The following is a 26,817-nucleotide window of genomic DNA, read 5'->3' as shown; positions in this document are numbered from 1 at the left end:
TGGTTTCGCGGGAGCCGGGCCTGCTCACCCGGCCCCGGCTCGGGGCCGGTCAGGCTCTCAGGCGGCGATGTCCAGCACCACGCGGCCTTCGATCTTGCCTTCGTGCATGCGGGCAAAGATGTCGTTGATGTTTTCCAGCTTGTCGGTGGATACGGTGGCCTTGACCTTGCCCTGAGCAGCAAAGTCCAGCGACTCCTGCAGATCCAGGCGCGTGCCGACGATGGAGCCGCGTACCGTGATGCCCTTGAGCACCATGGAGAAGATCGGCAGCGGAAAATCGCCAGGTGGCAGGCCGTTGAGCGAAATCGTGCCGCCGCGGCGCACCATGCCCAGCGCCTGCTCGAAAGCCTTGGGCGACACGGCGGTGACCAGCACGCCATGGGCGCCTTCAATCTCTCTTTGCAGATAGGCCGCCGGATCGGTGGTCTTTGCGTTGACAGTGACGGTGGCGCCCAGCTGACGCGCCAGAGCGAGCTTGCTGTCATCGATGTCGACGGCCGCGACGTTGAAGCCCATGGCCTTGGCATATTGCACGGCCATATGGCCCAGGCCGCCGATGCCAGAAATCACCACCCAGTCGCCGGGCTTGGCATCGGTGACTTTCAGCCCCTTGTACACCGTGACCCCGGCGCAGAGCACGGGAGCGACGTCGATAAAGCTCACGTTGGACGGCAGATGGCCCACATAGTTGGGATCGGCCAGTGCGTAGTCGGCAAAGCCGCCGTTGACCGAATAGCCGGTATTGGTCTGAGATTCGCACAAGGTTTCCCAGCCGCCGATGCAGTGGCGGCAGAAGCCGCAGGCGCTGTGCAGCCAGGGCACGCCCACGCGATCGCCTTCCTTGACATGCTTGACGTTCTTGCCCACCGCAGCCACATAGCCCACGCCCTCGTGGCCGGGAATGAAGGGCGGATGAGGCTTGACAGGCCAGTCGCCTTCGGCCGCATGCAGATCGGTGTGGCAGACGCCGGAAGCCGCGATCTTGACCAGGATCTGATCATCTGCCGGTCGGGGCACCGGCATTTCTTCAATCGTGAGCGGTTTCCCGAAGGAACGCACCACGGCGGCTTTCATGGTCTGGGGTAAGGACATCAGAGCACCTCCTTGAAGTAGAAGGCAAGGCCCAGACCTGTAGGCCGGACACTTGCCCGTCAAAGAACCATGTCGGTATGACATGGGTGTTGCACGCAGGTTGGGTGACCCGGTGCCATGGCCTTGACGGGGCTAACCGCCGCAGCCTGTTCATACTGTGCAATGGCTGCAGCATACATTCTTTGACCCAGCTCAAGACGGGTCCATCCGGGCCCGGTATCGGGATGCAGTCGCTGGCGCACATTCGAAAGGCCGGCTAAAGACCGGCCCGGTTCCTGGCGCATCAGCTGGTGCCAGCTGGCTAGGCGCCGCCTTCCAGATAGGCGGCAATCGCCTGCTCGCGAGCCTTGCTCACTGCGTCGCCAATGGCCTTGCCCTTGAGGCCGCGCTGCGCTGCGGCCTGGGCAACGGGAGCGGTTTCCACGTCAAGTGCCGCCTTCAGGGCACTGCCCAGGCGCGGGCGCTGCGGGTAGGCCGCCTCTTCAAAACCCAGCCGGCCGCGCGCGTCGCACTCGCAGGCCTGCAAGGCTTCCTCGAAGCGCTGGGGCTTGCGTATGGCATCGCAGCGCTCCAGCAGGCGCAGCAGGGCGGCGGCGTTGAGTTCGTGGCTGCGATGGATGTTGCCATGCTCGCGCGCCACGACCTCGGCCAGCTCCTTGCAGTCGTTGGGCACGCGCCAGCGCTCGCAGACCTGCAGCAGCAGGCGGGCGCTGCGCTGTTCGTGGCCGATATGGCGGGGCAGCACATCGGCCGGCGTGGTGCCTTTGCCGAAGTCATGGCACAGGCAGGCAAAGCGCACGGACAGCGGTGCCTGCAAGCGGGCCGACATGTCCAGCACCATCATGGCATGCACGCCGCAATCGATCTCGGGGTGGTATTCGGCGCGCTGGGGCACGCCCCAGAGCTTGTCGAGCTCGGGCAGCAGCCGGGCCAGAGCTCCGCATTCGCGCAGGATGCTGAACATGCGCGAGGGCTGGGCCTCCATCAGGCCGCGGCTGATTTCCTGCCACACACGCTCGGGCACCAGGGCATCGACCTCGCCGGCCGCCACCATCTCGTGCATGAGTTCCATGGTCTCGGGCGCGACGGAAAAATCGGTGAAGCGCGCCGCAAAGCGGGCCAGACGCAGAATGCGTACCGGGTCTTCGCGGAAGGCATCGGTCACATGGCGCAGCACGCGATCCTTCAGATCCTGCTGGCCGCGATAGGGGTCCACCAGGTCTTCGAGGTCGCCGTTGCCTGTCCAGTCCGCAGGAGCGGCGATGGAGTTGATGGTGAGATCGCGCCGCGCCAGATCTTCTTCCAGCGTCACATCGGCGGCGGTGTGGACCACAAAACCGCGATAGCCCATGCCGTTCTTGCGCTCGGTGCGTGCCAGCGCATATTCCTCATGGGTCTGGGGGTGCAGAAACACCGGAAAGTCGCGTCCCACGGGCACGAAGCCGCGCGCGCTCATCTGCTCCGGCGTGGCGCCAACCACCACCCAGTCCGTATCGTTGACGGGCAGGCCCAGCAATGCATCGCGCACCGCACCGCCTACCTTGAAAACCTTGAATTCACTCATGCTGCAATGGTAGTGGCTGCGGTGCGGCCTGCAGATACCGCAATCGCGGGATTGCGGACTCAGCGCTGCTGGCGATAAGGCTCTTCGAACTGCAGAAAGTCCTGCTCGGCCAAAGCGGCCTGAATCCATTCCTGGGTGGCGGGCAGCTGGGTGATGCGCTGCACATAGGCGCGTACCGGGGCAGAGGTCGGCAGGCCGTAGCTGTTGATGCGCATGCACACCGGTGCAAAAAAGGCATCGGCAATGCTGAACTGGTCAAACAGCATGGGGCCGCTGGCGGCGCTCAGCAGCGGGGTCCAGAGTTCTTCGAGCTGCTGGACATCGCTGCGCAGATCGGCATGCTCGGCCCAGAGCCTGGCGCCGGTCTCCTGCAGCTGGGCTTCGATATTCATGGGGCAGAAGCTGCGCAGCGCACCGAAGCCGCTGTGCATCTGCGCCACCAGGCTGCGCGCGCGGGCGCGCTGGGCCACGGTCTGCGGCCACAGATGCTTGTCGGGAAAGCGCTCGGCCAGGTATTCGCAGATGGCCAGGCTGTCCCAGATGATCAGCCCTTCATCGACCAGCAGTGGCACCTTGCCGGTGGGGGCGAGTGCCAGCGCCTGCAGCTTGAAGCTGGAGTCGGGCGCAAAGCTGTCAAAGCGCAGTGTGAGCTCTTCGAAGCTGATGCCGCTTTGGCGCATCAGCACCCAGGGCCGCATGGACCAGGACGAGTAATTCTTGTTGCCGATATAGAGCTTCATGGCGGACTCCTGTGTGGTTTGCCGAGCAGCTTATCAAGCTTGGGGCGGGCGGTCTGTGTGTGGATTCCACAGTCCTGCACGGGGCGCTGCGGCTGATGATGTAATTGCACCACTATGGCAAATACTTCCACTTCTTCTGCAAACCTGGCCGCGCATGTGGCAGGGGCTGGTCACCACAAGGGCGCTCTGGTGCTGTTCTCGGGCGGCCAGGACTCGACCACCTGCCTGGCTCAGGCCCTGGCCATGTTCGAGCGCGTGGAGACGCTGGGCTTTGACTACGGCCAGCGCCACAGCGTGGAGATGCAGGTGCGCGCAGGCGTGCGCGAGCAGCTGGCTGAGCGCTTTGCCCAGTGGGCGCCGCGTCTGGGCGAGGACCATGTGCTGTCGCTCGATGTGCTCAAGCAGATCGGCGGCTCGTCCCTGACCGAGGATGTGGCTTTTGCCATGCAGGCCGACGGCCTGCCCAACACCTTTGTGCCGGGCCGCAACCTGCTGTTCCTGACGCTGGCCGGCGCGCTGGCCTATCGCCGCGGGCTGACGGTGATCGTCACCGGCGTCTGCGAGACCGATTACTCGGGCTACCCCGATTGCCGCGACGACACCATGAAGGCCCAGCAACTGGCGCTGAACCTGGGGCTGGAGCGCCGCATGCGCATCGACACGCCGCTGATGTGGCTGGACAAGGCCCAGACCTGGCAACTGGCGCACGACCTGGGTGGCGACGCATTGGTCGAGCTGATTCGCACCGAGACCCATACCTGCTACCAGGGCACGCGCGATGTGCTGCACGACTGGGGCTATGGCTGCGGCAGCTGCCCGGCCTGCGAGCTGCGTGCATCGGGCTGGAAGAACTGGCGCGCTAGCCAGTCGGCTTGAAACTGATAGCTTCTTGCGCTTGATGAAAAAGGACTTCAGGCTGATAAAGCGCTGAAGTCCTTTTATTTAATGCGGAAAATGCTCCTTAATAAGGAGCATTTTTTTGGTGAATCCGATTCAGGCGCTGGGCCGCGTGGCGATCTGCCCGGCCTGAATCTGCGCCGTCATCTGGCTCAGCCAGGTCTGGCTTTCCGGGCGCTCGAACAGAAAGTCCCAGATCGCATCGTGCTGGCGCGGTGTCAGGCTGAGCGCGCCATGGCGGCGCATATGGGCTTGCAGCCGCTGCAACTCTGCCGCAGTCAGCGGCAGCTGCATCACGGTCAGCGGAGGGCGCGCTCGGTAGCGACGCTGGGGAATGTTCTTGCGGGGACGATTCATGTCAAAGCGATACAAAGGTTTGGAGCGTGTTCACGCCCCTAGACGGGCCAGACCACGCCGTTGTCGTTGAGGATGGCGTCCAGCGGCAGGTCATGGGCCTCGGGCTGGAAGTCATCGACATAGCCATTGGTATAGCCCAGGCCCACGGTGAACGGGCTCGGGCTCAGCTCGGCCAGCGTGCGGTCATAGAAGCCGCCGCCATAGCCCAGGCGGTAGCCGCCGGCGGCATAACCTACGCAGGGGACAAACAGCAGCGTGGGCACCAGCAGTTCGGTATCCTTGGGCTTGGGAATGCCATAGGCGTCCTCCTCCATCGGGCAACCGGGGTACCAGGCATGAAAACTCAGCGTCTTGCGCTGTTTGTCTATCACTGGCAGCCCGATTCTGCGCCTTTGTGGAGTACCCTGTAGCTCGCCATCTTCCTTCCAGCGATGCAGGGCTGGCAGCGGGTCGAACTCTCCCTTGATGGGCCAGTAGGCACCAATCACGGTATCGGGCCGCTCCATCAGCCAAAAGCGCATCACCTGCTGCAGCGCATCGGCGCGTTGCAGGCGATCTGGAAGGTTGAGGCGCAGTTCAATCAACTTGCGGCGTAACGCTGCTTTGTCCATCGGATAATTTCCTCCATGCACTGGCTGAAGATTTTGACACCGCTTTGTGCGGCTTCCCTGCTGACTGTAGCTGCTCCGTTTGCGCAGGCACAGAACCCGGGCGATGCCGTGTTGCTGGACATGCAAAAAGCATTCCGCAGCCGCAATCAGACGGCGCTGACCCAGCTCCTGCCTCAGGCTGCCGGACACCCCCTCGAACCTTGGGCCGCTTACTGGGAACTCAAGAACCGCCTGGAAACCGCGTCGCCCGATGAAATCCAGGGCTTTCTGAACCGCTATGCCGGCACCTACCAGGAAGACCGTTTGCGCAACGACTGGCTGCTGCTGCTGGGCAAGCAGCGCGACTGGAACACCTTCAGTCAGGTCTATCCCAAGTTCCGCATGCGCGACGACAAGTCCGTCACCTGCTACGCCCTGCTGGCCGACGCCTTGCAAGGCCGGGGCGCGCCCAATGTGGGCCAGCAGGTGCGCGATCTGTGGATGGCGCAAAAAGATGCCGATGACGGCTGCACCACGGCCGCCGGCCAGCTGTATGCGAACAAGCTGATCACCGACGCCGATGTCTGGCGCCGTGCCCGTGTGGCCACCGAAAGCAATCGCCAGAAGGCGGCCCGTGATGCGGTCGCCATAGTCGCTCCCGAAGCGGCCGACCAGGTGGCGCAGGTGTTTGCCTCGCCCGCCAAATACCTGGCAGGCCAGAGCAAGGCACGCGGGCGCGAACGCAAGGAGCTGGCCCTGCTGGCCCTGATCCGCATGGCGGCCAGCGACCCCGATGCGGCAGCCACGCAGATCGACGGCGGCTGGGGCGCCCAGCTCAACGGCGAGGAGCGCAACTGGGCCTGGGCCGTGGCCGGCAAGCAGGCCGCCTTCAAGCTCTCGCCCGATGCCAATAGCTATTTCGGCAAGGTGCGCCGCAACGAGGACCTGAGCGACGACCTGCTGGGCTGGAAGGCCCGTGCCGCGTTGCGCGCTGGCGACTGGAAGGCCGTGCGCCGAGCCATCGATGCCATGGGGCCGGAGCGCACCGACCCGACCTGGGCCTACTGGAAAGCCAAGGCCATGCTGGCCGGCCGCCCCAATGCTGAGGAAAAGGCCGAAGCCCGGCAACTGCTGGAGGACACGGCCGGCAGCCACAGCTTCTATGAACAGCTGGCGCTGGAGGAAATCGGCCAGCGCATCACCGTGCCGCCCGCGCCCGCACCGTTGACGGCGCAGGAAAAGGCGGCGGCGCGCAGCAACCCCGGCCTGAGCCGCAGCCTGTATGCGATTGGCATGGGCCTGCGCAGCGAAGGCGTGCGCGAGTGGAACTACTCCACCAATCTGCACCAGCCGGGAGGCATGGAAGATCGCGAACTGTATGCGGCCGCCGATCTGGCCTGCGAGCGCCAGGTCTGGGATCGCTGCATCAACACCAGCGAGCGCACCAAGACCTTTGCCGACTGGAAGCAGCGCTTTCCCATGCCCTATCACGACACGGTGCTGGCCAAGTCGCGCAATATCGGACTGGACCCGGCCTATGTCTACGGCCTGATCCGTCAGGAGAGCCGCTTCATCATGGATGCCCGCTCGGGCGTGGGCGCTTCGGGGCTGATGCAGGTGATGCCGGCCACGGCACGCTGGACGGCCAGGAAGATCGGCATGACGGGCTTCACTCCCGACATGATCAACGACCGCGACACCAATATCACCATCGGCACCTCCTATCTCAAGCTGGCGCTGGATGACTTCGAGGGTTCGATGGCACTGGCTGCCGCTGGTTACAACGCCGGCCCGGGCCGCCCGCGCAACTGGCGCAACGGCCCCACGCTGGATGCCGCCATCTGGGCCGAAAACGTGCCCTTCAGCGAGACCCGCGACTATGTGAAGAAGGTGCTCTCCAACACCACCAACTATGCGGCGCTGATCACCGGCCAGCCTCAGTCGCTCAAAAGCCGTCTGGGCACCATAGGCCCGCGCCCGGCCAATGATCCCGAGACCATGAAGGACTTGCCATAAGCAGGTGTCTCGATGAGCTGATCGCTCATTTAATGATAGTGAAGAGCGCTCTACCCGAAAGGTGTAGAGCGCTTTTTTTATTGAACTCTTCAAGTGCTCAGACAAGACCCGCGCCGAGGCGCGCGTGAAATAGCATGCAAAGTCCCTTGTAGGTAAATAACCTACAAACAGATGGCGAATGAGACTGGTTTGCGTTTACAAAAGTACATAATTGCAACCGTCAGAGCCCATAACGTCACATACAACCTCGGCTTTGTCTCCCTTTAGCTGCCTGCCAGCTGTCCAGAAGGCCCATCGGGCCGCCGCTTCCTACCCGTATCTGTGAACCACCTGCCCGAGGCAGGCCGAGGAGTCATCATGTCCAACGCAGCTCTCAGCCGTGCCCGCCACATTCGCTGGCAACCCCGTCTACTGGCCCTGGCCGCCGCCGCCGCATGCGCCGGCAATGCTTTTGCACAAGCCAAGGAGTCCACCATGGAGGAGGTAGTGGTCTCTGCCTCCGGCTTCGAGCAGGAGCTGAAAAATGCTCCGGCCTCCATCTCCGTCGTGACGCGCCAGGAGCTTGAGACCAAGAACTTCCGCGATCTGGCCGAAGCTCTGCAGGGCGTGGAAGGCATTGATGTGATGGGCGGCACCGGCAAGACCGGCGGTCTCGATATCAGCATCCGTGGCATGCCCAGCGACTACACGCTGATCCTGATCGACGGGCGCCGCCAGAACGTGGCGGGCGACGTCACGCCCAACGGCTTTGGTGCGGCGCTGACCAGCTTCATGCCGCCCATGTCGGCCATCGAGCGTATCGAAGTCATTCGCGGCCCCATGTCCACGCTCTACGGCTCGGACGCCATGGGCGGCGTGATCAACATCATCACGCGCAAGGTCAGCAAGGAGTGGGGCGGCGAAGTCAGCGTGGGCGCCGGCATTCCGCAAGACAGCGAATGGGGCAACCAGTACAGGAGCAGCTTCTACATCAACGGCCCCATCAAGCAGGACCTGCTGGGCCTGGCCGTGCGTGGCAGCACCTTCAACCGAGATGCCTCGGACTGGGTGCTGGCCCCTGGCGCCGCACAGCCCGCCGGTTCACGCAACCCCGCGCCGGCGCAAAGCCGCCAGCACAGCCTGGGTGCCAAGCTGACGCTGACGCCCAACCGCTATCACGATATCTGGCTGGACGTGGACCAGGGCCGCACCTGGTACAACAACGAGGATGGCCGTCTGGGCAATCGCGATGCGGTTGCCAAGCCTGGTTCGCAGCCCGGTTATCGCGATGCGCTGCGTTTCAACCGCGATCAGGTCAGCATCGGTCATACCAGCCGTCTGGGCTTTGGCACGCTGGAAAGCAGCCTGATGCATACCGAAACCGAGACCATTGGCCGCACCATCCCCGGCGCGTCGGTGCCCAAGGGCGACCCGCGTGCTGGCGCCGATCGCGAGCTGAAGACCACCAATCTGGTGCTGGACAGCAAGCTGGTGGCGCCTGTGGGCGATGCCCATATGCTGACCGTAGGCGGCCAGTTCTGGGATGCCAAGCTCAAGGACGGGCTGCTGCCGCAAAGCCACAAGCAGACCATGTGGTCGCTGTTCGTGGAAGACGAATGGCGTCTGCGCCAGGGCCTGACGGCCACGCTGGGCGGCCGCTATGACCACCATGACGCCTTTGGCGGCCAGTTCAGCCCGCGTGCCTATCTGGTCTGGGATGCGACGACGAACTGGACCTTCAAGGGCGGCGTGAGCCAGGGCTTCAAGGCGCCGCGTCTGAATCAGCTGATCGACGGTGTCAGCGGCATTAGCGGCCAGGGCCAGAACATCAATATCGGCAACCCCAACCTCAAGCCCGAGACCAGCACCAATGTGGAGCTGTCGGCCCTGTTCGACAACAAGGCAGGCTGGACCAGCGCGGCCACGTTCTTCCACAACGATGTCAAGGACAAGATTGCCTCGGGCGGCTCCTGCACCACGGCGGCCATCTCCAGCTGCACCTACAACCCCACGGCCGATTACTCCATCAATGTGGACAAGGCCAAGACCTGGGGTCTGGAGCTGAGCAGCCGCGCCCAGCTGGCCAAGGACTGGGCGGTCAAGGCCGGCTACACCTGGACCAACAGCGAGGTGATCGAAGGAGGCCGCAAGAACGGTCAGCTGGCCAACACCGCCAAGCATATTGCCAGCGCCCAGCTGGACTGGACCCCGAGCAGCCAGTGGCGTCTGTGGGCACGCGGCGAGTACCGCAGCAAGAGCCCGCGCTTCAGCGGCTCCTACGACAATCTGAGCACTGCCAACAAGGCCGTGTTCGATGCCGTGGGCGATATCAAGGGCTATGCGCTGTTCCATCTGGGCGGCAGCTATCAGGTCAACAAGAGCCTGAGCCTGAACGCCAGCATCTTCAATCTGTTCGACAAGGATTTCCGCAAGTACCAGCAGGTGAGCGTCAACGGCACGCCGACCTGGGTGAACAGCTATTTCCAGGGCGGCTCCTCGGTGTCGGGCGTGACGCAGGCCGGCCGCACCTTCTGGATCACGGCGAACATGAAGTTCTGAGGCTGAGCGCTTCAGCCGCGGCATGAGCTTCTGAATCAGGAGCTGTCAGCGCAGTTCACTCATCGGTTTCAAACTGTTTTAGGTCTGAAATCAATGAGGAAAAAGCGCAGGCAGCTCCTGTTTTCATATCCCTGATTATTGTTTACACTTCTTTACAAGTGCCGGTTCTGCACATGGCAGACCCATACCGAGTGAGGGAGAAAGTCGCAATGTCAGCAGCAAGAGGCCGCGTGCTTATCGCCACGCTGGGGCTGGTCTGGGTCGGTGCCCTGATGGCGCAGCCCGTCTACAAATGGGTGGATGCGCAGGGGCAGACGCATTACGGATCGCAACTGCCGCCGCAGCAGGCGGATGCGTCGCAGGTCAAGGTCTCGCCCAATGGCAGCTCGGGCGCGGGCGCGGGGCGCTTTGGCGAGGGAGCCGAGGCACGCAATCCCGACGGCACCAGGAAGCTGCCCAAGGGCGCTCAGGAAATGGCCGATGGTCTGGCCCAGGGCCTGAGAAAGGTCGACGGCAAGGAGGTGGCGCTGAACTGCGCGCTGGCAGTCGACAACATTCGCAGCCAGATCGAGACCATGCTGGAAAACGGCCAGAAAAACCTCAGGGGCGGCTATATCACCCAGGCCCAGTACGACAGCTCGGCGGGCAACTTCGTGAAGCTGCGCTCGCAGGCCACGGTCAGCGACTGCAAGGCCGCCACGGGACGCTCGCGCGATATGTACCAGTGCATGAGCAGCATGCACAACCATCTGGTCGGCTGCGCCGAGAAGCACCGGCCCTGAGCGTTCCAGCGGGCCTCAGGTCTCGGCCCACATGCGCAGCAGGTTGTGATAGTGGCCGGTCAGGCTGACGGTCTCCTCGGTTTCGCCGAGTTTTCCGCGCAGGCCGGTGATGGCCTGATCCATCTCGAACAGCATGGCCCGGCGTGCATCGTCACGCACCATGCTCTGGGCCCAGAAGAAGGAGCAGACCCGCTCGCCGCGCGTGACGGGCTCGACCCGGTGCAGGCTGGTGGAGGGGTAGAGGATGAGATCGCCTGCAGGCAGCTTGACCTCGTGCGTGCCGTAGGTGTCGACCACGACCAGCTCGCCGCCCTCGTAGTCCTCGGGCTCGCAGAGAAACAGCGTGCAGGACACATCGGTGCGCAGCCACTGCTCGGAGCCCGCGACGCGGCGTGCCGCGCCGTCCACATGCAGGCCGTAGGTCTCGCTGTCGCTGTAGCGGTTGAACAGCGGCGGCATGGTGCGCGCGGGCAAGGCAGCGCTGAAGAACAGCGGGCTGGCTTCCAGCGCCTGCAAGATGATGCTGCCCTGTTCCCGCGCCACGGGCGAGTGCTCGGGCAGCTGCCGGTTGCGCTTGACCTGGGCGCCCTGGCTGCCCACGGTGGCGCGGCCGTCGACCCAGTCGGCGGCATCGATGGCGGCACGCATGCTGGCGACCTGCTCGCGGCTCAGGACATTGGGGATGTGCAGCATCATTTTTTGAATTTCCTCGGACGGGAAAGCCCCGCAGGCGCGGGGCTGAAAGCGTAAACATAAGGCGTAGCCTTCAAGCTGGCATGGCCCAAGCCAGAGACATCAAGCAAGGGCCGCCCCGCAGCGAAGATGTCGTCCCCCTCCGGCGCTCAGCGCCAGAGAGGGGGAAGCGACGCAGTCGCGCAGGGGGTGTTCCCTCTTAAAACTTGAAGTTTGCCGTCAGACGGGCCGAGCGTGCAATGCCGGGGAAGTAGCGGTAGCCGCTCTTGTTGATGGCCGCCACATAGTCCTTGTCGAACAGATTGAAGACATTGAGCTGGATGTCCAGATTCTTGTTCACGCGGTAGCTGGCCATGGCGTCAAACACCCAGTAGGAGTCTGTGTGGTTGGGCGTGCCCACGGCACCGTCGGTGCCGCGCTTGAGGCCGCCCGCATAGCGCGCGCCGCCGCCAATCGTCAGGCCGAAGGGCAGCTGATAGGTGCTCCACAGGCTGAAGGCATTCTTGGGCGTATAGGTCAGGCCGTTGCTGGCGTCGGCTGCCACCAGGGCGCCGGTGTCGACTTTGGTGTTCTGCACGGTGTAGCCCGCGCTCACGCCCCAGGCCTTGTTGATCTGGCCGATCACGCCCAGCTCCAGGCCCTGCACGATCTTCTTGCCGGTCTGGCCCACGGTGCCGTCGGAGTTGGTGACGATCTCATTGGTGACCTCGGTGCGGAACAGCGCGCCGCTGAGCATCAGGTTCTTTTCCGCCAGCTCCCATTTGCTGCCCAGCTCCAGCGTCTTGGCCTTTTGCGGGTCCATATTGGGGTTGGCGGCATTGTTCACGGCGGCCGACAGTGCAAAGTTGCTGCCGCCCGGCGGCTGCTGCGAGAGCGCGTAGTTCAGGTAGACGCTGCCATTGGGCGCGGGCTTGTAGAGCACGCCGGCCTTCCAGCTCAGCAAGGTGCCGGACTTGCTCAGGCCGTCCGATGTGGTGGGCACCACGGTGCCCACGGGGTTGCTGCCGCAGGGCTGGGTGGTCGATGTGGCCGTGCAGGCCGCCATGGCGTTGTACGAGGTCTTGTAGCGGTCCAGGCGCAGGCCCAGGTTGGCCTGCCACTGGTCGTTGAACTTCAGCGTGTCGAAGGCATACAGCGCCACGGTGTCGGTCTTGCCCTTGCTGTCGGCGCCGTTGCGCTGGTAGTCGGGCAGCAAGATGCTGGAGTCCGGGTTGTAGACGCTGACCGCGGGCACCGTGCCCTTGGTGGCCAGGCCGTAATTGGTCTGTTCCTCGCGTGTCAGCTCCAGCCCCAGGCTCAGATCATGCTGCACGCTGCCGGCGACAAGGCTGGTGCTCAGATTGGTCTGGTTGGTCAGGATGCGGTTGACCTGATCCTTGGTATTGATGTTGCGCGACATGGTCCAGGTGGACGGGTCGTTGGCATTGGGCGTGATCAGCTGGGTGCTGCCTGCCATGAAGGCGGTCAGCAGATAGTCCTGCTTGGTCTCGCCCCAGCGCGTGGTGTTGCGCAGCTTGGTGGTGGCGGAGAAGTCATGCCCCACCTTCAGCGTGGCCATGGTGGCCGTCACATCGTCGTGATCGGAAGCCGTGCCGTAGAAGTTCTTGCTGTTGACGCGCGCCGCGCCGCTCAGATAGCCGCGCTTGGCGGGGTCCGGCGAGGTGTAGCCGGGCAGGCCCATGGTCAGCACGCCGCCGTCGGGCACATTGCTCTGCTTGATGTGCAGCAGGTTCACGAACACGCGGGTGGGCGAGTTCAGGCCGAAGGCAAACGAGGGCGCAATGCCCCAGCGGTTGTTCTCGATGCCGTTGCGGCCCGCCACATTGGCGTCCTGTGCCATGGCATTCAGGCGCACGGCCGTGCCGGTCTCGGCATTGATGACGCGATTCAGGTCGATGCTGGCGCGCTTGTAGCTGGCCGAGCCCAGGCCCAGGGAGCCGCCGAAGCTGTTGTTCAGATTGGCCTGCTTGCTCACCAGGTTGATGGCACCCGTGGGCGCGCTGCGGCCGTAGTCCGTGCCGGCCGGGCCCTTGGTGACCTCGACCTGGTCGATATTGAACATATCGCGCGAGATCGAGCCGATGTCGCGCACGCCGTCCACATAGATGCTGCTGGAGCTGTCGAAGCCACGCATATAGACGGCATCGCCCGTGCTGGTGTTGCCGTTCTCGCCCGCGTAGAAGGTGCCGGCGCCGGGCACATTGCGCAGCGCCTCGGTCAGCGTGGTCGCGCCTTGCTCCTGCAGCAGCTGCTCCTTGATGATGTTGACGGTCTGCGTGGTGTTGACCAGCGGCTGGGTGAACTTGGGCGAGGACAGCTGGCCGGGCGTGTAGCCGGTGTCGGCGTTGCCTTCCACCTTGACTTCCTTGAGCGTGGTTTCGGCGGACTGGGCCTGTGCCGGCAGTGCCAGCGTGGCACCGGCCAGCACGGTGGCGCAGGCGAGCAGACCGGCGGAGGAGGGCAAGCGGCCCGCAGAATGCTTGCGGCTTTGGATATAGATGTTGGATTGAGCCATGTTGAAAGGACTGGGAGTGAAGACAGTTGGCTGGCTGGTACGGGCTGTCTGCACTTGTGATGCGACCGCGGACGAGGGTGGCGTCCGGGCGAAGTCCTGGCTGGCTAAAGCGTACTCGGGTACGAATGCAGCAGATGATAATGATTCTTAATAAAACTTTGCGAAAGTTTACGGAGAATCATGTCTGACGTTGTTGCATGGCAACATGGTCGGGATAGGCGGGCGCTCGCTTCACTTCGAATATGAGAGCGTCTATCGCCCTTCATATCTGCATTTCAAAGCGATAGAGCATTGAAATCACCGAACAACATGCGCTGCCTGCTTCTTTTTTGAGAGTCTTTATGGTCGCGTAGCCTGGGCGCTGTCCCTGGCCTGCAGCAGCAGCTCGTGCAGCAAGCCCTGCTGGGCTTGGGGAAAGTCGCTGAGCAGCTCGGTGGCTATCTGCTCGCGCCGGTGTCTGAGCTGATCGAACAGCTGCTGTCCCTGGGCGCTGAGCTGCAGGCAGCGCACGCGCTTGTCGGCTTCGCTGGCCGAGCGCTCCAGCCAGCCCTTGTCCTGCAACTGGGCCAGGGTGCGCGCCATCTGGGCCTTGTCGGTGTGGCTGTGCTCGACCAGCTCCTTTTGCGTGATGCCGGGGTGGCGACCGGTGTGCATGAGGATGCGGAATTCGTTGAAGGTCAGCCCCGGTTGTACCGCTTCAAGCGACTCAAGCAGGCGCGCGCGAAACAGGTGCAGCAGATCGTGCAGCACCTCGAACACTTCGGCAGCGATGGATGAACTCATGGTGGGAAAGGTTGTTTGTTGACTTAGTCAACTTATTAATGGATATTTCGTGGACTTTATCAACTTAATGAAAATCATGTCCAACACCGAGACAGTGTCCATCATGCAGCGTGTACGCCACGAATTCCGCTCACGCCATGTGCAGTTGCTGGCGCGCGAGCAGCTCAGCCCCGGCTTTATCCGCCTGACCGTGGGCGGCCCCGGCCTGGCAGGCTTTGTCAGCGCGGGCTTTGACGACCATACCAAGCTCATCCTGCCCCAGGCCGGGATGGACAGGCCCAATCTGCCGCAGATGGTCGACGGTCGCCCCCATATCGACGGCGAGCGCCCCACCATGCGCGACTACACGCCTCTGAACTATGACGCCGCCCGCAACACGCTGCAGCTGGAGTTCGCCGAGCATGGCTCGGGCCCGGCCGTGGAATGGGCGCGCACGGCACCCATTGGTCAGTGGCTGGGTCTGGCCGGCCCGCGCGGCAGCCTGGTCGTGCCCGCCGATCTGGACTGGCATGTGCTGCTGGGCGATGAAAGCGCCATGCCCGCCATGGAGCGCCGTCTGGCGGAACTGCCGGCCGGCAGCCGCGCCATCGTGCGGGTGCAGATCGCCAATCCGGCAGACCAGCGCCGCTGGAGCAGTGCTGCGCAGCTGGATCTGCAGTGGGTGCCGTCCCTGGCCGCTGCCGTCGATGCCCTGGAGCTGCCCGAAGGCGAGGGCTTTGTCTGGGCGGCTGGCGAGAATCGTGCCATGGCCGATCTGCGCAAGCGCATTCTGGCCAAGCCCGGTGCCAATCCCAAGCGCATGCGGATTGCGTCCTACTGGAAGCAGGGCGAGGCCGCTCACCACGAGGAACTGAGCGCGAATGACTGAAGAGGGAAGCCGGCCTTCGCGATCCGCAGCAATACGGCGTCGCAAGCTGCACAAGCGCCACACGCCCCTGGTGTTTGCCTTCTACATGGCGCTGATCATGGCGTTCTTCATGTGCTGCATCATCGTGGCTGCCAACGGCGGCCTGGGCGCAGGCTACGGGTGGCGGGTGCTCAAGGCCTATGCGCTGGCCATGCCTTCGGCCTTTGCATGCGTGGTGCTGGTGCGTCCGCTGGTCATGCGGCTGGTTGCCGCCACAGTGCAGCCCTGAGCGTGCCTTATTGATTGAGCAGGACGGGGGCGCCGGTCGCATCGCGCTGCAGCTCGGCCGCGCCGCTGGCAACCAGGCCTGCGATCAGGCTGTCCAGCCATTGCTGTTCCGTTTGTTCACCAAAGTAGCTTTGGTGCAGGATGCCGAAATAGGGGGTGGCATGAATCCAGCGCTGCAGATCCTGCACTTTGATGCTTTGCCACTCCAGCAGCTTGTATTTGAGCAGCACCTTGGCGGCATAGCTGGCATGGCGCTGCGGCGCCTGGACAAAGCCGGCCAGCCGCTTGCGGGCAATGCCCAGAGCCGCCTGCACATCGCCAAACAAGCCGCCGTGTCCGGGCACGACAAGGCGGGGCTCCAGGCGCTCGATCACGTCCAGGGTCGCGGCGACCTCGTCAAAGGCGGCAATGCCTTCGATCTCGGGGAAGACCACGCCAAAGCCGTTTTCCCATAGCGCATCGGCAGAGATCAGGATGCGGCTGTCGGGCTCGAACAGAATCACCGAATGCGGATCATGGCCGGGGGCTGCATGGATCTGCCAGTCGCGGCCCGACAGGCGTACCGTGCTGCCTGGCTGCAGCAGTCCCGTGATGGCAAAGCGCGGGCATTCCTGGCCCGTGGGGGCGTAGCTGAGGGCGGCTTCCTCCCAGCGGCGTACCTGCTCGGCCTGGCCCGGTGCGATGAAGGTCTGCACCTGTGGATAAGCCAGCTGCAGTGCGGCATTGCCGCCGCAATGGTCGCTGTGCAGATGGGTGTTGAGAATGCGCGCCAGCGGCTGACCTGCCAGCGTGCTTTCGATCAGCGCCAGTGTTTGCGCGCTATGCGTGACATAGCCGGTGTCGATGACGGCAGCGCCTTCGGCATCGCCGGCCTGCGCGGCAAAGACGATGTTGTTGGCCGACAGCCAGCCGCGCTCCAGCACGGTCATGCCGGGCGGCAGTGGGACATGCATTGCCGGGGATGCATTCATCGGGCTGGTCTCCTGTGCGGTGCTTTGTGTTTTGCTCAAGCCTAGCAGGCCGCTCATCGTGCAGCTGTCGCGCGGGCGGGCTGCTCGGTGCTGCTCAGTGCTGCTCAGTGCTGCTCAGTGCTGCTCAGTGCTGCTCAGTGCGACTCGGCCGAAGACAGGATGTTGCGGCGAATCACCACGGGCTTGCCGCCAAAGCGCTGCTTGGACAGCCAGTGAGCCAGGGCCGAATCGAGATGCGTGGCGTGGCCGGGAAACCAGTCCGCCAGGGCTTTGGTCAGATCGCGGCAAAGGGCGACATTGCCTTCGGCGAGCTTGACGCGGACTTCTGCCACGGACTTGAGCACGGCCGCATGCTCGTCGATATGGCAGTCGCGCGGAGGGAAGGCGGTACTCAGCATCCACTGGTCCTCTTCGGCAAAGTGGTGCTGCAGATGGGTCTGCATGGCTTGCAGCAGACTGGGCAGCTCGCTGTCTTCGGCGGTTTGCAGCAGGGCAATCAGCTTGACGAATTCCTCGTGCAGCTCGTCCATGGGCCCGTGGCCCATGAGCAGATGGTCTCCCCAGACCAGGGTGGCGGTGTGGCTCATGGCAATGTCTTCTTGTGAATGCTGCGGCGTGTGCGCAGTTTGTCTCTGAAGACCATTATGCAAGCCGTATCGGTGGGCAGGCATCCTCCAAAAGAGGGGGCGGTCTGCCGTGCGGGCAAAGAAAAAGCCTCTTGAACCGAAATTCAAGAGGCTTTGTCTGGTGCGCGATACATGGATCGAACATGTGACCCCTGCCGTGTGAAGGCAGTGCTCTACCGCTGAGCTAATCGCGCTTTAACTGGTGGGTGATACATGGATCGAACATGTGACCCCTGCCGTGTGAAGGCAGTGCTCTACCGCTGAGCTAATCACCCGAAGACCGCAATTCTAGCAGCAACTTTGGAAGTCTTCGGGAAAACTCGTAAATTTTCTGAAAAAACTCAGTTCGACCGCAGCTCGCGCCGCAGGATCTTGCCCACATTGGTCTTGGGCAGCTCGTCGCGGAACTCGATATAGCGTGGTCGCTTGTAGCCTGTCAGTTGCTCCTGGCAGTAGCGCATGACCCGGTCTTCCGTCAGCGAGGGGTCGCTGCGCACCACATAGACCTTGATCGATTCGCCCTGCTGATCGTCCTTGACGCCCACGGCTGCGCATTCGAGCACGCCGGGGCACATGGAGATGACGTTTTCCAGCTCGTTCGGATAGACGTTGAAGCCGCTGACCACCATCATGTCCTTCTTGCGGTCGATGATGCGGGTGTATCCCTCGTCGTCCAGCACACCGATATCGCCGGTGCGCATATAGCCATCGGCCGTGAAGGCCTTGGCGGTCTCTGCAGGCTGGTTGTAGTAGCTGTGCATGACGTTGGGCCCCTTGATGCACAGCTCTCCCGCCTGGCCGTTGGGCAGGTTGCGGCCTTCATCGTCCTTGATGGCGACCGAGATGCTGGGCAGAGGCAGGCCTATGGTGCCGGTGAACTCCTTGTTGGTGACGGGATTGTTCGTGCCTATGGCGCAGGTCTCGCTCATGCCCCAGCCTTCAATCATGGCGCAGCCCGTGGCCTGCTGCCACTGGCGCGCCGTGCCTTCGGACGCCGCCATGCCGCCGGCCTGGGAGATGAACAACTGAGAGAAATCGAGCTGGCGGAACTCCGGGTTGTTGAGCAGCGCATTGAACAAGGTGTTCACGGCAGGCAGCACATGGAAGGGCCGCTTCTTGAGCACCTTCACAAATTTCGGGATATCGCGTGGGTTGGGGATCAGACTGAGGCTGCCGCCCAGTCGCATGGCGAACAGACTCACGGTGAGCGCGAAGATGTGATAGAGCGGCAAGGCCGCCACGATATGGGTTTCATTGGCCTTGACCCTGCCTTCCAGCGCAGGGGTGAACCAGGTATGGGCCTGCAGCGTGGCGGCGACGATATTGCGATGGGTCAGTACTGCCCCCTTGGACAGGCCTGTTGTGCCGCCCGTGTATTGCAGAAAGGCAATCGAGTCCAGCGTGGCCGTGCTGGGGATGAGCTTGCGTCCAGCGCCCTCGGCTAGGGCCTTGCTGAACTGGGTGACCTGGCGCGGCTGGCTGCCGGCGCCTGAATCCGAACCAAGGGGCAGGTCAAAGGCCGGCACCATCTTGGCCAGGTGGCGCACGGCAAAGGTGATCCAGCTGCCGTACAGGCCACCGAGCAGATCGCCCATGCTGGTCAGGCAGATATGGCGGATATGGCTGCGCTCCAGCACCTGGGCCAGGGTGTGGGCAAAGTTCTCCAGGATGATAATGGCCGTGGCACCCGAGTCCTTGAGCTGATGCTCGAGCTCGCGCGCGGTGTAGAGCGGGTTGACGTTGACGCAGGTAAAGCCTGCGCGCAGCACGCCGGCCATGCTGACGGCGAACTGCGGCACATTGGGCAGCATGATGGCTACGCGTGCCCCTGGCTCCAGGCCCAGGCCCTGCAGCCAGGCCCCCATCTGTGCGGATAGCTTCTCCAGCTCAGCATAGCTCATCCAGCGGTCCATGCAGACGGAAAACGGCCGCTGCGCATGCTGGGAAAAGGCTTCTTCGAGCAGATGTACCAGCGAGCGGTACTGCTCGGGCTGTACATCGTGCGGCACATTGGGCGGATAGTTCTTGAACCAGGGAGCGGCAGCGTCCATAGAAGAGGTACCTTGCAGAAGCCGCTCGTCGTCCAGGGAAGCGGGCGGCGGGTTGAACAAAGAAAGCCAGCGTGCAAAAACTGCGCTGCGGCTGATTCTGCGGATGCGCTCTGTCAGGGTCTACGGGGGCTTGTCCTAGGCGCTGAGCGGCATGCTTGCTACGCTAGTGCTTGGAGGTGCAGGCTTTGAATACTTGGTTCTGGCGCGCAGTGGTGATGGGCAGCTGGCTGGCGCTGCTGCTCTGGTGCGGCTATTGGTGGCCGCGCTCGGTCGCGACGGCCTTGGCCGGCGCAGCCCTGATTGCGGGCGGTGCCGGACTGCAGCTGGGCACGCAGATGCTGATGATGCGCATGGTGCTGCGCCGCCGCGGTGTGCCGCTGCCATCCGCCATGATTGCGCTGCGCGCCTGGCTGTCGGAGTGGCGCTGGGCCTGGCGGTTGTTTGGCTGGCAGATTCCTTTTGGCGAACATGCCGAGCCAGATGGAGTGCCTGTGGATCGCGAGGGCAAGCAGGTGCAAGGGCCAGTGCAAGGGCAGGTGCAAGGGCAGGTGGGCGTGGTGCTGGTGCACGGCTATTTCTGCAACCGTGGCGTGTGGACCGTCTGGCTGCGCAGGCTTAAGTCGCGCGGCATTGCCTGCATGGCCATGACGCTGGAGCCCGCGCATGGCAGCCCTGTCGACGCCATGGTGGACGATCTCGACAGATGCGTGAAAGCCATGGTCCAGCAAACCGGCTGTGCCCCTCTTCTGGTTGCGCACAGCATGGGCGGTCTGGTGGTGCGGGCCTGGCTCAAGCGGCTTGATGCCGGTGAGAGCGCGCGCCATGCGGCCCATGTGGTCACCGTGGCCACGCCGCATGGCGGCGCCTGGCTGGCGCGGTTTGCGCAGCGCCTGCCGGCCGTGGAGATGCGCGAGGGCAGCGACTGGCTGCAGCGGCTGGGGCCGCCGCCCGAGGATGTGTCATTCAGCTGCTGGTGCAGCAGCAGCGACAACATCGTCTTTCCGCCCGATCTGGCTGTCCTGCCGAATGCGCAGCGCCATCAGGTCGACGATGCAGCGCATATGCAGCTGCTGTTTGATGCGCGGGTCTGGCAGCACTGCCTGCAGCTGCACGCGCAACTGCAGGAGCGACTGCAGCAGCGGTATCAGGCCGCCGAGGCAGGTGCCTCGGCAGCCGATGCCGGGGCACGGGCCTGCGGATCCTGAATCAGGTGGATGTCGGTGGCGGAGACCAGGGCGATCTTCTGCTCGGCGCAGCGCTGCAGCAGCCCGAACAGCAGGTCGCTGCGCGTGCTGTAGACATTGCGCGAGCTCGAGACATGGCCGAAGCTGGTGATGTTGACCACGCTGCCATTGATGGAGTCCACATACATTGAAGGGGCCGGGGTGCTCAGCACGGCCTCATGCTCGGCATAAAGGCCCAGCAGTACCTCGCGCAGCTTGACGATATCGGTGTTCAGCGGCACCGAGAACGCGATCGAGATGCGGCCCAGCGCGCCATCCATGGTCAGGTTCTGCACGGACTTGGTGATGAACTCCGAGTTGGGCACGATGACGGTGGATTTGTCATCGGTCTGGATCTCGGTGGCGCGCACGCTGATGCGGCGGATGTCGCCGACCTGATCGCCGATGCGCACGCGGTCGCCCAGCTTCACGGGGCGCTCGGCCAGCAGAATCAGGCCCGAGACAAAGTTCTGCGTGATGGCCTGCAGGCCGAAGCCGATGCCGACGGACAAGGCGCTGGCCAGCAAAGCCACTTTTTCGAAGCCTATGCCCAGGGCCGCCAGCGTCCACAGGCCGGACAGCAAAATGCCGGTGTAGCGGGCCACGGTGCTGATGGAGTTGCGTGCGCCGATGTCCAGCTCGGTCTTGGGCAGAAAGGTCTCCACCAGCCAGTGCTGCAAGGCACCAAACAGCGTCAGTCCCGCCACCAGCACCAGCAGGCCGCGCAAAATCGTCATGGGACGCAGGAAGGAGTCGCCCACGGGCAGGCCGTTGGTCAGCGTATCGGCCAGCACGATCAGGCTGCTGGAGTTGCCAAAGGGCGCGATCAGCGCCATCAGCCCCAGCAGCAACAGACAGACACGCGTGAAGGCCGACAGCAGCACGCCGACCTGCTCCAGACGCGAGGGCTTGAGCCCCGTGCCGGCAGCGAAGCCCTGGCCGATACGGCTCTCGCTGGAGCACAGCCAGGTAAAGAGGTCGTCGGCAAACTTCATCAGCAGCGAGGTGGCCAGAACCACCACCGTGATCCAGACCATTTGCGTGGCCGCGAAGACCGAAAAGTTCAGATAGCCGATCAGCGCCGCGATCAGTGCGGCCAGCACCGTCAGATGCCCACCCAGCCAGGCCAGCATCAGCCAGCGGCTGGTGGTCGCAGGTCGGTAATCGTCACCATGGTGGGCGGCTTTCTCGCGCTCGGCCAGTTGCTGGCGCTTGCGCTGCTTGTTGATGACCATCAGCACCGACATGATGAGCACGGCATAGATCAGTGCAATCAGTCCGTCCAGGGCCACGCTGCTGACGGCGCTGGTGCGTGCGGCAATGTCCACCGCGTTGAGCATCATGGAAAACCAGGTCAGACCGGCGGCTCCCCAGGCAAAGCGTGTGAGCGCAGGGGCGGCAATGTCGTCGATGTTGAGCAGTCGCCAGGTCGGACGCTTTGGCACCAGCAGGCAGGCGCTGACGGAGAGGAAGAAGGCCGCGACAAATGAGGATTGAATCCAGGCATCGGCCACGGTCTGCAGGCGCGGTGCAATCGCGTCTATGGAGCGCAGGCTCTCGATGAATATCAGACTGGCCAGGCCGGGTAGGGCCGTGCCCACTACCAGCATCCAGACGGCCAGACCCGTGCGGCGCAGCCGCCCGTTGGGCGCGCGTTCGGAGGCCGCAAATTTTCGGCCCGCATAGCGCAGGCCGATGCGCAGCGGAAACATCACAAACAGCGCCAGGGCAATGCCGGTCAGCGTGGCCGACCAGCCATGCTCGGCTATGGCTGCTGCAAAGCTGGCCTGGCCCTGGCGTGCAAGGGCTGCAATGCGTTGCAGGTCGGTCGGCAGATGCTCGGCAAACTGCTTCCACAGCGAAGGCGACAGCGGGGACGCCACCTTGCGGGCGATCTGCGCGTTGAACTGCTGGGTACGGATTTTCTCGATGCTGTCCGTGGTCTGCTTGGCCTCCATGGACAACAGCTTGCCGCGCTTGAGCGCAGAGTCCAGCTCGCTGTGCTGCTGCGCCAGATCCTTGCGCTGCAGGCTCAGTTCGGGGGACTCCTCACTGCCTTCGGCTACCGGCCCCAGCTGGGCAATGCGGGCATCGATCTGCTTGAGCAGCGGCTCCAGCGCAGTGACGGCATTGTCGGCATCGCGTTTGGACTGCAGGGCTTTTTCGGACAGGGCCTGCAGCGTTTCGGAGGTGTCGGCATCGTCCAGCGACTGGCGTACCTTGTCCAGTGTGTTCGATGCCTGTTGAATCTGGGCGATGGAGGTGGTCTGGATATCGCCATTGGCAGGCAGCTCGGCCGCGACGGCCAGACCTATGCAAAGTTGGAGCGCTAAAAGCCAGCGCAGCAGGTGGTTGCAGCGGTAATGCATTGTGAAGAAGTGAGTGGGCGGCAGTTTGCCTCTGGCGCTCACTATAGGTGCAATGCAGCGGGCAGGGTTTCAGGGCGCAGCCGGGCCAAGCAGGGCTTGCAGCCCCGGTATTGCGCATCGAATGCTATGGGAAATGGAGCTGTATGCGCTTTGCTGAAAAGGGATGGAGCCGAATTTCCGTCTGAAAATTCGGCGCGTGACCTCGCGCTTGCCAGGGCGCGTGCCGGTATACATCCGCTGACTAAATCAGCTGCTCGCCGGGCAGCAACTCCTTGGCGCCAATGGTGGGCAACTGACGCAGCTGCTCATACAGAGGCGCAAAATCGGTATCGGCCAGGTTCAGCAGGTGGGGCATGTCGTCGATCACGAAATAGGTCTGCTGATAGGTGTCGATCTTGTAGAGCGTGCGCATGGTGCGCTCCAGCTGCAGCGGCAGACGATGCGGCAGCGGGCTGTTGACGCTGTACTCCAACTCACCCACGGAGCTGAGAATGCCTGCGCCATAGGCGCGCACGCCGCCGCTCTCACGGATCAGACCGAATTCCACCGTATACCAGTACAGGCGCGACAGCATCTCGCAGGCACCGAGCTCGGCGGCCTTGAGGCCGCCCTGTCCGTAGGCCTGGATGAAATCGGCCATGACGGGGTTGAACAGCAGCGGCACATGGCCGAAGAGGTCGTGAAAGATGTCGGGCTCGACGATGTATTCGAACTCCTCGGGCTTGCGTATCCAGTCCGTGACCGGAAATTTGCGCTGGGCCAGCAGCGAGAAGAACGGTACCTCGGGGATCAGACCCGGAACGCCGACGATCTCCCAGCCCGTGGCCTTGAACAGTCGCTCGTTGATTTCCTCGAAGCGCGGAATGCGCTCCTTGGCGCCCAGCGACGGCAGGGCGTCGATGAAATGCTGGCTGGCGCGGCCCGGCAGCAGCGCGGATTGGCGCTCGTAGAGGCGGTGGTAGGTGTCATGCTCGGCCTCGGTGTAGGCGGCATAGTCCTGCGTGCAGGTGTAGTCTGCATGGGCACGCGTGTAGTCGCCGCGTGGCGGACGATCGGACTGACCATAGACGACGGGGGCCACGCCGATGCCGCCGGTCATGGCGGTGCTGTTCTGGATGCTGTTCATAAGGCACTCCCTGAGATGAGGGGTCGCGAAGGCTGCGGCCAGAGCTCGTGGCCGGGGCGCAGCAGGGAAAAGGAGAAGAGAGCCGGAAGCTGGCTCAGTGCATCTGTATCTGGGCGCGCTTGACGAGCTGTCCGTAGCGCGCATGCTCGGCCTGCACCAGACGGGCAAAGTCCTGCAGACGCAGGTCGTCGCGCACCACGCCCATGGCGTCGAAGTACTGCTGTATATCGGGCCTTTGCAGCGTCTGGGCAAAAGCGTCCGACCAGCGTCTGGCCTGGCTGTCCGTGATGCCGGCAGTGGCAAAGATGCCGAACCAGGTGCTCAGATTCATGCCCTTGATGCTGTCGTCCAGACTGGGCACCTCCGGCAGAGCCGGCAGCGGCGAGCGCCAAGTCACGCCAATCGCCTTGAGTCTGCCGGCGCGCAGATGGGGCAGGGCCGAGGCGATGTTGTCGAACATCAGGTCGGCCGTGCCCTCGAGCAGTGCCGACAGAGCCGGCCTGGCCCCGCCGAACGGCAGATGCTGCAGCGGCACCTGGGTCAGCGACTGGAACCACTGGCCCGCGATATGGCCGATGCTGCCGTTGCCCGCCGAGGCATAGCGCAGGGGCTGCCGGTGCTTGGACATGAAGCGCAGCAGATCTTCGGGCGTGTAGATGCGCCACTGCATGGCCAGCTCGCTGCGCATGACCAGCACATGCGGCATGCGGGCCACGAGTGTCAGCGGCTGAAAGTCGCGCAGCGGATCGTAGGGCAACTGAGGATTGAGCCAGGGCAAGATGGCATGGGTGGCCACGGCGCCCATCAGCAGCATGGGCTCGCGCGCTCCCGCCCTGGCCACCATGGCTGCGCCCGTGGCTCCCCCCTCGCCCGCGACATTGAGCACATTGATGTTGCCCAGGGCCGTGGTTTCCTGCGTCAGCTTGCGTGCTGCACGGTCCAGCGGGCCGCCCGCTGTATAGGGCACGACCAGGGAGAGCTCGTTGCGGCTGCGGCTGGAATTTGACGGCAGGATGCTGGAATCCCTGGCCGCATGCGCGCTGCTCGCGATCAGGGTAGTCGCGGAGGCCACTGCCAGCGACAGGGCCTGGCGACGGGAGAGCACGGGCGCGTCCAGCCTCGGTGCTCTGCAGTCCTCGGGGGCTGTAGCGGGGGGCTGATGGGGGCGCGACACTTGATCCTTCCGGGCGTTGAAGCTGGCTGCGCCGACTCACGCCAAGCGTGGATGCGGCAGTGCAGCATGACGGAAAGTATAGGGACGGAAACCGATCGCCACATGGTCCGTTTGACGGAGTGGTAACCATTGGTATCTTTTTGAGGCAAGTCGTAGCACCAGAGCCCGGGCCGGCCACGCTGCAAGCGAGCGCAAGTGGCAGGTGGTGGCCGGGGTGGCGCATGATCGGCTCCGGAAGCGGCTCAGGTCTTGAGCACGCCGCGGCGCATCTGGTCGAGTTCCATGGTCTCGAACAAGGCCTTGAAATTGCCCTCGCCAAAGCCGCTATTGCCCTTGCGCTGGATGAACTCGAAGAAGATGGGGCCCAGCTGGTTTTCGCTGAAGATCTGCAGCAGCAGCTCGCCGGGCTGGCCGTCCACCAGGATATTGCGCGCCATCAGCTCGGGAACGGGTTCCTGCAGGTCCGGGATGCGCTTGGGCAGCAGCTCGTAATAGGTCTCGCTGGTGTTGAGCAGCTTGATGCCGTTCATCTGCAGACCGTCCACGGTGTCATAGAGATTGGTCGAGCCCAGCGCGATGTGCTGTATGCCTTCGCCGTGGTACATGTCCAGATATTCCTGGATCTGGCCGGCCTTGTCGTTGCCTTCCTCGTTGATGGGAATGCGGATCTTGCCGCAGGGGCTGGTCATGGCCTTGCTCTTGACGCCTGTGGCCTGGCCTTCGATGTCAAAGTAGCGGATCTCGCGGAAGTTGAAGATGCGCTCGTAGAACTCGGCCAGCTCGGCCATGCGGCCGCGATAGACGTTGTTGGTCAGGTGGTCGATATAGGTCAGGCCCAGGCCCTCGGGGTGCAGATCGGCACCGGGCAGGGGCTCGAAGTCCACGTCGAAGAAGCTGATATTGCCCAGGTCCCCGTCCTTGGCGCCATTCTTGCCGCGCCATTTGTCGATGAAATAGATCAGGGAGTCGCCAATGCCCTTGATGGCGGGAATGCTCAGTTCACCAGGGGCGGCCTGCTGGGCATAGCCCCAGGCACCCAGCGAGGTGGCGCGCTCATAGGCGTACTTGGCGTCATTGACGCGCACGGCGATGGCACAGACGCTGGGGCCGTGCAGACGCGCGAAGCGCTGGGCAAAGCTGTCGGGCTCTGCATTGATGATGAAGTTGATCTCGCCCTGGCGATACAGGGTCACGTTCTTGCGGCGGTGCTTGGCGATGGCCTGAAAGCCCATGCGCTCGAACAGCTGACCCATGGCCACGGGATCGGGGGCGGCGTATTCGACGAATTCGAAGCCGTCCGTTCCCATGGGGTTGTCCCAGGTCTGGAATGGGCTGGCGTTGCTTTGGGTCAGTGGGGCGTTCATGGCAGAGGTCTCCATCGGGAAGGGGCACAACACATGAAGAACAGGTGTCGACGATGGATGCACTGTAGGACAGGGCGCAGACAAGCTTCATGCAAAAATGCCTTGGCTGCAAACAGCTTGATGCATGAAAATTGCATAAAAAATCGATTTCATGCAATTTAAATGGTTATCAAGGGTTAACCATTAATAAAAACTGCGCTTTTTTTATAAT

At 63.5% G+C, this 26,817-nt stretch carries 22 protein-coding genes and 2 tRNA genes; 7 read left to right on the top strand and 17 right to left on the bottom strand.

Annotated features, from left to right (window positions below):
- Positions 1 to 57: 57 nt before the first annotated feature.
- From adhP to P353_RS19895, 3 genes are all read right to left on the bottom strand, one after another.
- A complete protein-coding gene (adhP, locus tag P353_RS19905) occupies positions 58 to 1,092 on the bottom strand; it encodes an alcohol dehydrogenase AdhP (protein ID WP_034373464.1) in 1,035 nt (344 codons plus the stop codon).
- Between the two features lie 301 nt (positions 1,093 to 1,393).
- Entirely contained in the window at positions 1,394 to 2,656 is a 1,263-nt protein-coding gene (locus P353_RS19900; protein WP_034373461.1) for a multifunctional CCA addition/repair protein, read from the bottom strand.
- A gap of 59 nt (positions 2,657 to 2,715) precedes the next feature.
- Positions 2,716 to 3,396: a glutathione S-transferase family protein gene (locus P353_RS19895; RefSeq protein ID WP_034373457.1), complete on the bottom strand. Its 681-nt coding sequence runs from the start codon at positions 3,394 to 3,396 to the stop codon at positions 2,716 to 2,718.
- 114 nt (positions 3,397 to 3,510) lie between these two features.
- On the opposite strand from P353_RS19895, the gene queC reads away from it, so the two are divergent.
- A complete protein-coding gene (gene queC, locus P353_RS19890) occupies positions 3,511 to 4,272 on the top strand; it encodes a 7-cyano-7-deazaguanine synthase QueC (RefSeq protein WP_080750622.1) in 762 nt (253 codons plus the stop codon).
- Positions 4,273 to 4,389: 117 nt separating this feature from the next.
- Here queC and P353_RS19885 read toward each other — a convergent pair whose 3' ends face one another.
- Entirely contained in the window at positions 4,390 to 4,650 is a 261-nt protein-coding gene (locus P353_RS19885) for a hypothetical protein (protein ID WP_034374148.1), read from the bottom strand.
- A 38-nt stretch (positions 4,651 to 4,688) separates the two neighbouring features.
- On the bottom strand, positions 4,689 to 5,261 hold the full coding sequence (locus P353_RS19880) for a 5-formyltetrahydrofolate cyclo-ligase (RefSeq protein ID WP_034373454.1): 573 nt from the start codon (positions 5,259 to 5,261) through the stop codon (positions 4,689 to 4,691).
- 15 nt (positions 5,262 to 5,276) lie between these two features.
- Here P353_RS19880 and P353_RS19875 point away from each other — a divergent pair, with 15 nt between their 5' ends.
- The 3 genes from P353_RS19875 (at position 5,277) to P353_RS19865 (ending at position 10,576) form a co-directional block, all read left to right on the top strand.
- The gene (locus P353_RS19875) at positions 5,277 to 7,256 is read left to right on the top strand and encodes a lytic transglycosylase domain-containing protein (RefSeq protein WP_034373450.1); all 1,980 of its coding nucleotides are present in this window, start codon (positions 5,277 to 5,279) and stop codon (positions 7,254 to 7,256) included.
- Positions 7,257 to 7,613: 357 nt separating this feature from the next.
- Positions 7,614 to 9,794, top strand: coding sequence for a TonB-dependent receptor domain-containing protein (locus tag P353_RS19870; RefSeq protein ID WP_034374145.1), 2,181 nt, complete (start codon positions 7,614 to 7,616; stop codon positions 9,792 to 9,794).
- A gap of 209 nt (positions 9,795 to 10,003) precedes the next feature.
- Positions 10,004 to 10,576, top strand: a complete 573-nt coding sequence (locus P353_RS19865) for a DUF4124 domain-containing protein (protein WP_034373447.1) — start codon at positions 10,004 to 10,006, stop codon at positions 10,574 to 10,576.
- A 15-nt stretch (positions 10,577 to 10,591) separates the two neighbouring features.
- Here P353_RS19865 and P353_RS19860 read toward each other — a convergent pair whose 3' ends face one another.
- From P353_RS19860 to P353_RS19850, 3 genes are all read right to left on the bottom strand, one after another.
- Entirely contained in the window at positions 10,592 to 11,272 is a 681-nt protein-coding gene (locus P353_RS19860) for a Fe2+-dependent dioxygenase (protein WP_034373444.1), read from the bottom strand.
- A gap of 196 nt (positions 11,273 to 11,468) precedes the next feature.
- Positions 11,469 to 13,784: a catecholate siderophore receptor Fiu gene (locus P353_RS19855; RefSeq protein WP_034373441.1), complete on the bottom strand. Its 2,316-nt coding sequence runs from the start codon at positions 13,782 to 13,784 to the stop codon at positions 11,469 to 11,471.
- A gap of 339 nt (positions 13,785 to 14,123) precedes the next feature.
- Positions 14,124 to 14,567 (bottom strand): MarR family winged helix-turn-helix transcriptional regulator, encoded by a 444-nt coding sequence (locus tag P353_RS19850; RefSeq protein ID WP_034373438.1) that lies wholly within the window; start codon positions 14,565 to 14,567, stop codon positions 14,124 to 14,126.
- 67 nt (positions 14,568 to 14,634) lie between these two features.
- On the opposite strand from P353_RS19850, the gene P353_RS19845 reads away from it, so the two are divergent.
- Positions 14,635 to 15,435: a siderophore-interacting protein gene (locus P353_RS19845; protein ID WP_034373436.1), complete on the top strand. Its 801-nt coding sequence runs from the start codon at positions 14,635 to 14,637 to the stop codon at positions 15,433 to 15,435.
- On the top strand, positions 15,428 to 15,703 hold the full coding sequence (locus tag P353_RS19840; protein WP_034373434.1) for a DUF2798 domain-containing protein: 276 nt from the start codon (positions 15,428 to 15,430) through the stop codon (positions 15,701 to 15,703). Before P353_RS19845 ends, P353_RS19840 begins: the two co-directional genes overlap by 8 nt.
- Before the next feature lie 7 nt (positions 15,704 to 15,710).
- Here the strand turns inward: P353_RS19840 and P353_RS19835 are convergent, their stop codons facing one another.
- The 5 genes from P353_RS19835 to P353_RS19815 form a co-directional block, all read right to left on the bottom strand.
- The gene (locus P353_RS19835; RefSeq protein ID WP_034373431.1) at positions 15,711 to 16,673 is read right to left on the bottom strand and encodes an MBL fold metallo-hydrolase; all 963 of its coding nucleotides are present in this window, start codon (positions 16,671 to 16,673) and stop codon (positions 15,711 to 15,713) included.
- 134 nt (positions 16,674 to 16,807) lie between these two features.
- Complete coding sequence (locus P353_RS19830; protein WP_034373428.1) at positions 16,808 to 17,260, bottom strand: bacteriohemerythrin; 453 nt, start codon at positions 17,258 to 17,260, stop codon at positions 16,808 to 16,810.
- 158 nt (positions 17,261 to 17,418) lie between these two features.
- Positions 17,419 to 17,493 (bottom strand) — tRNA-Val (locus P353_RS19825).
- Positions 17,494 to 17,499: 6 nt separating this feature from the next.
- A tRNA-Val gene (locus tag P353_RS19820) sits at positions 17,500 to 17,574 on the bottom strand.
- Between the two features lie 66 nt (positions 17,575 to 17,640).
- Positions 17,641 to 19,350 carry an AMP-binding protein gene (locus P353_RS19815; protein ID WP_034373425.1) on the bottom strand — a complete coding sequence of 570 codons (1,710 nt, stop codon included), beginning with the start codon at positions 19,348 to 19,350 and terminating at the stop codon, positions 17,641 to 17,643.
- A 176-nt stretch (positions 19,351 to 19,526) separates the two neighbouring features.
- Here P353_RS19815 and P353_RS19810 point away from each other — a divergent pair, with 176 nt between their 5' ends.
- Complete coding sequence (locus P353_RS19810) at positions 19,527 to 20,555, top strand: esterase/lipase family protein (RefSeq protein ID WP_420093393.1); 1,029 nt, start codon at positions 19,527 to 19,529, stop codon at positions 20,553 to 20,555.
- Here P353_RS19810 and P353_RS19805 read toward each other — a convergent pair.
- From P353_RS19805 to hppD, 4 genes are all read right to left on the bottom strand, one after another.
- Positions 20,495 to 22,942 (bottom strand): DUF3772 domain-containing protein, encoded by a 2,448-nt coding sequence (locus P353_RS19805; RefSeq protein WP_034373422.1) that lies wholly within the window; start codon positions 22,940 to 22,942, stop codon positions 20,495 to 20,497. The two genes, P353_RS19810 and P353_RS19805, sit on opposite strands and share 61 nt — an antisense overlap.
- Positions 22,943 to 23,183: 241 nt before the next feature.
- On the bottom strand, positions 23,184 to 24,068 hold the full coding sequence (phhA, locus tag P353_RS19800; RefSeq protein WP_052084946.1) for a phenylalanine 4-monooxygenase: 885 nt from the start codon (positions 24,066 to 24,068) through the stop codon (positions 23,184 to 23,186).
- A 94-nt stretch (positions 24,069 to 24,162) separates the two neighbouring features.
- Positions 24,163 to 25,173 (bottom strand): Bug family tripartite tricarboxylate transporter substrate binding protein, encoded by a 1,011-nt coding sequence (locus P353_RS19795; RefSeq protein ID WP_113707743.1) that lies wholly within the window; start codon positions 25,171 to 25,173, stop codon positions 24,163 to 24,165.
- A 311-nt stretch (positions 25,174 to 25,484) separates the two neighbouring features.
- Positions 25,485 to 26,606, bottom strand: a complete 1,122-nt coding sequence (gene hppD, locus P353_RS19790; RefSeq protein ID WP_034374134.1) for a 4-hydroxyphenylpyruvate dioxygenase — start codon at positions 26,604 to 26,606, stop codon at positions 25,485 to 25,487.
- Between the last annotated feature and the right edge of the window lie 211 nt (positions 26,607 to 26,817).

This window comes from Comamonas testosteroni, from assembly GCF_000761245.1.
Lineage (GTDB): Bacteria > Pseudomonadota > Gammaproteobacteria > Burkholderiales > Burkholderiaceae_C > Comamonas > Comamonas testosteroni_C.
Note: the sequence above shows the minus strand (reverse complement) of the source record. Positions and strands in the feature narration are given on the sequence as shown.

Excerpts from the sequence above, each read along its gene's own strand:
- adhP (WP_034373464.1), bottom strand. The coding sequence starts at position 1,092 with ATGTCCTTACCCCAGACCATGAAAGCCGCCGTGGTGCGTTCCTTCGGG.
- P353_RS19895 (WP_034373457.1), bottom strand. The coding sequence starts at position 3,396 with ATGAAGCTCTATATCGGCAACAAGAATTACTCGTCCTGGTCCATGCGG.
- P353_RS19815 (WP_034373425.1), bottom strand. The coding sequence starts at position 19,350 with ATGGACGCTGCCGCTCCCTGGTTCAAGAACTATCCGCCCAATGTGCCG.
- P353_RS19855 (WP_034373441.1), bottom strand. The coding sequence starts at position 13,784 with ATGGCTCAATCCAACATCTATATCCAAAGCCGCAAGCATTCTGCGGGC.
- P353_RS19840 (WP_034373434.1), top strand. The coding sequence starts at position 15,428 with ATGACTGAAGAGGGAAGCCGGCCTTCGCGATCCGCAGCAATACGGCGT.
- P353_RS19870 (WP_034374145.1), top strand. The coding sequence starts at position 7,614 with ATGTCCAACGCAGCTCTCAGCCGTGCCCGCCACATTCGCTGGCAACCC.
- P353_RS19830 (WP_034373428.1), bottom strand. The coding sequence starts at position 17,260 with ATGAGCCACACCGCCACCCTGGTCTGGGGAGACCATCTGCTCATGGGC.
- P353_RS19805 (WP_034373422.1), bottom strand. The coding sequence starts at position 22,942 with ATGCATTACCGCTGCAACCACCTGCTGCGCTGGCTTTTAGCGCTCCAA.
- P353_RS19875 (WP_034373450.1), top strand. The coding sequence starts at position 5,277 with ATGCACTGGCTGAAGATTTTGACACCGCTTTGTGCGGCTTCCCTGCTG.
- P353_RS19850 (WP_034373438.1), bottom strand. The coding sequence starts at position 14,567 with ATGAGTTCATCCATCGCTGCCGAAGTGTTCGAGGTGCTGCACGATCTG.
- P353_RS19900 (WP_034373461.1), bottom strand. The coding sequence starts at position 2,656 with ATGAGTGAATTCAAGGTTTTCAAGGTAGGCGGTGCGGTGCGCGATGCA.
- P353_RS19885 (WP_034374148.1), bottom strand. The coding sequence starts at position 4,650 with ATGAATCGTCCCCGCAAGAACATTCCCCAGCGTCGCTACCGAGCGCGC.
- P353_RS19860 (WP_034373444.1), bottom strand. The coding sequence starts at position 11,272 with ATGATGCTGCACATCCCCAATGTCCTGAGCCGCGAGCAGGTCGCCAGC.
- P353_RS19865 (WP_034373447.1), top strand. The coding sequence starts at position 10,004 with ATGTCAGCAGCAAGAGGCCGCGTGCTTATCGCCACGCTGGGGCTGGTC.
- P353_RS19880 (WP_034373454.1), bottom strand. The coding sequence starts at position 5,261 with ATGGACAAAGCAGCGTTACGCCGCAAGTTGATTGAACTGCGCCTCAAC.
- phhA (WP_052084946.1), bottom strand. The coding sequence starts at position 24,068 with ATGAACAGCATCCAGAACAGCACCGCCATGACCGGCGGCATCGGCGTG.
- P353_RS19845 (WP_034373436.1), top strand. The coding sequence starts at position 14,635 with ATGAAAATCATGTCCAACACCGAGACAGTGTCCATCATGCAGCGTGTA.
- P353_RS19835 (WP_034373431.1), bottom strand. The coding sequence starts at position 16,673 with ATGAATGCATCCCCGGCAATGCATGTCCCACTGCCGCCCGGCATGACC.
- queC (WP_080750622.1), top strand. The coding sequence starts at position 3,511 with ATGGCAAATACTTCCACTTCTTCTGCAAACCTGGCCGCGCATGTGGCA.
- hppD (WP_034374134.1), bottom strand. The coding sequence starts at position 26,606 with ATGAACGCCCCACTGACCCAAAGCAACGCCAGCCCATTCCAGACCTGG.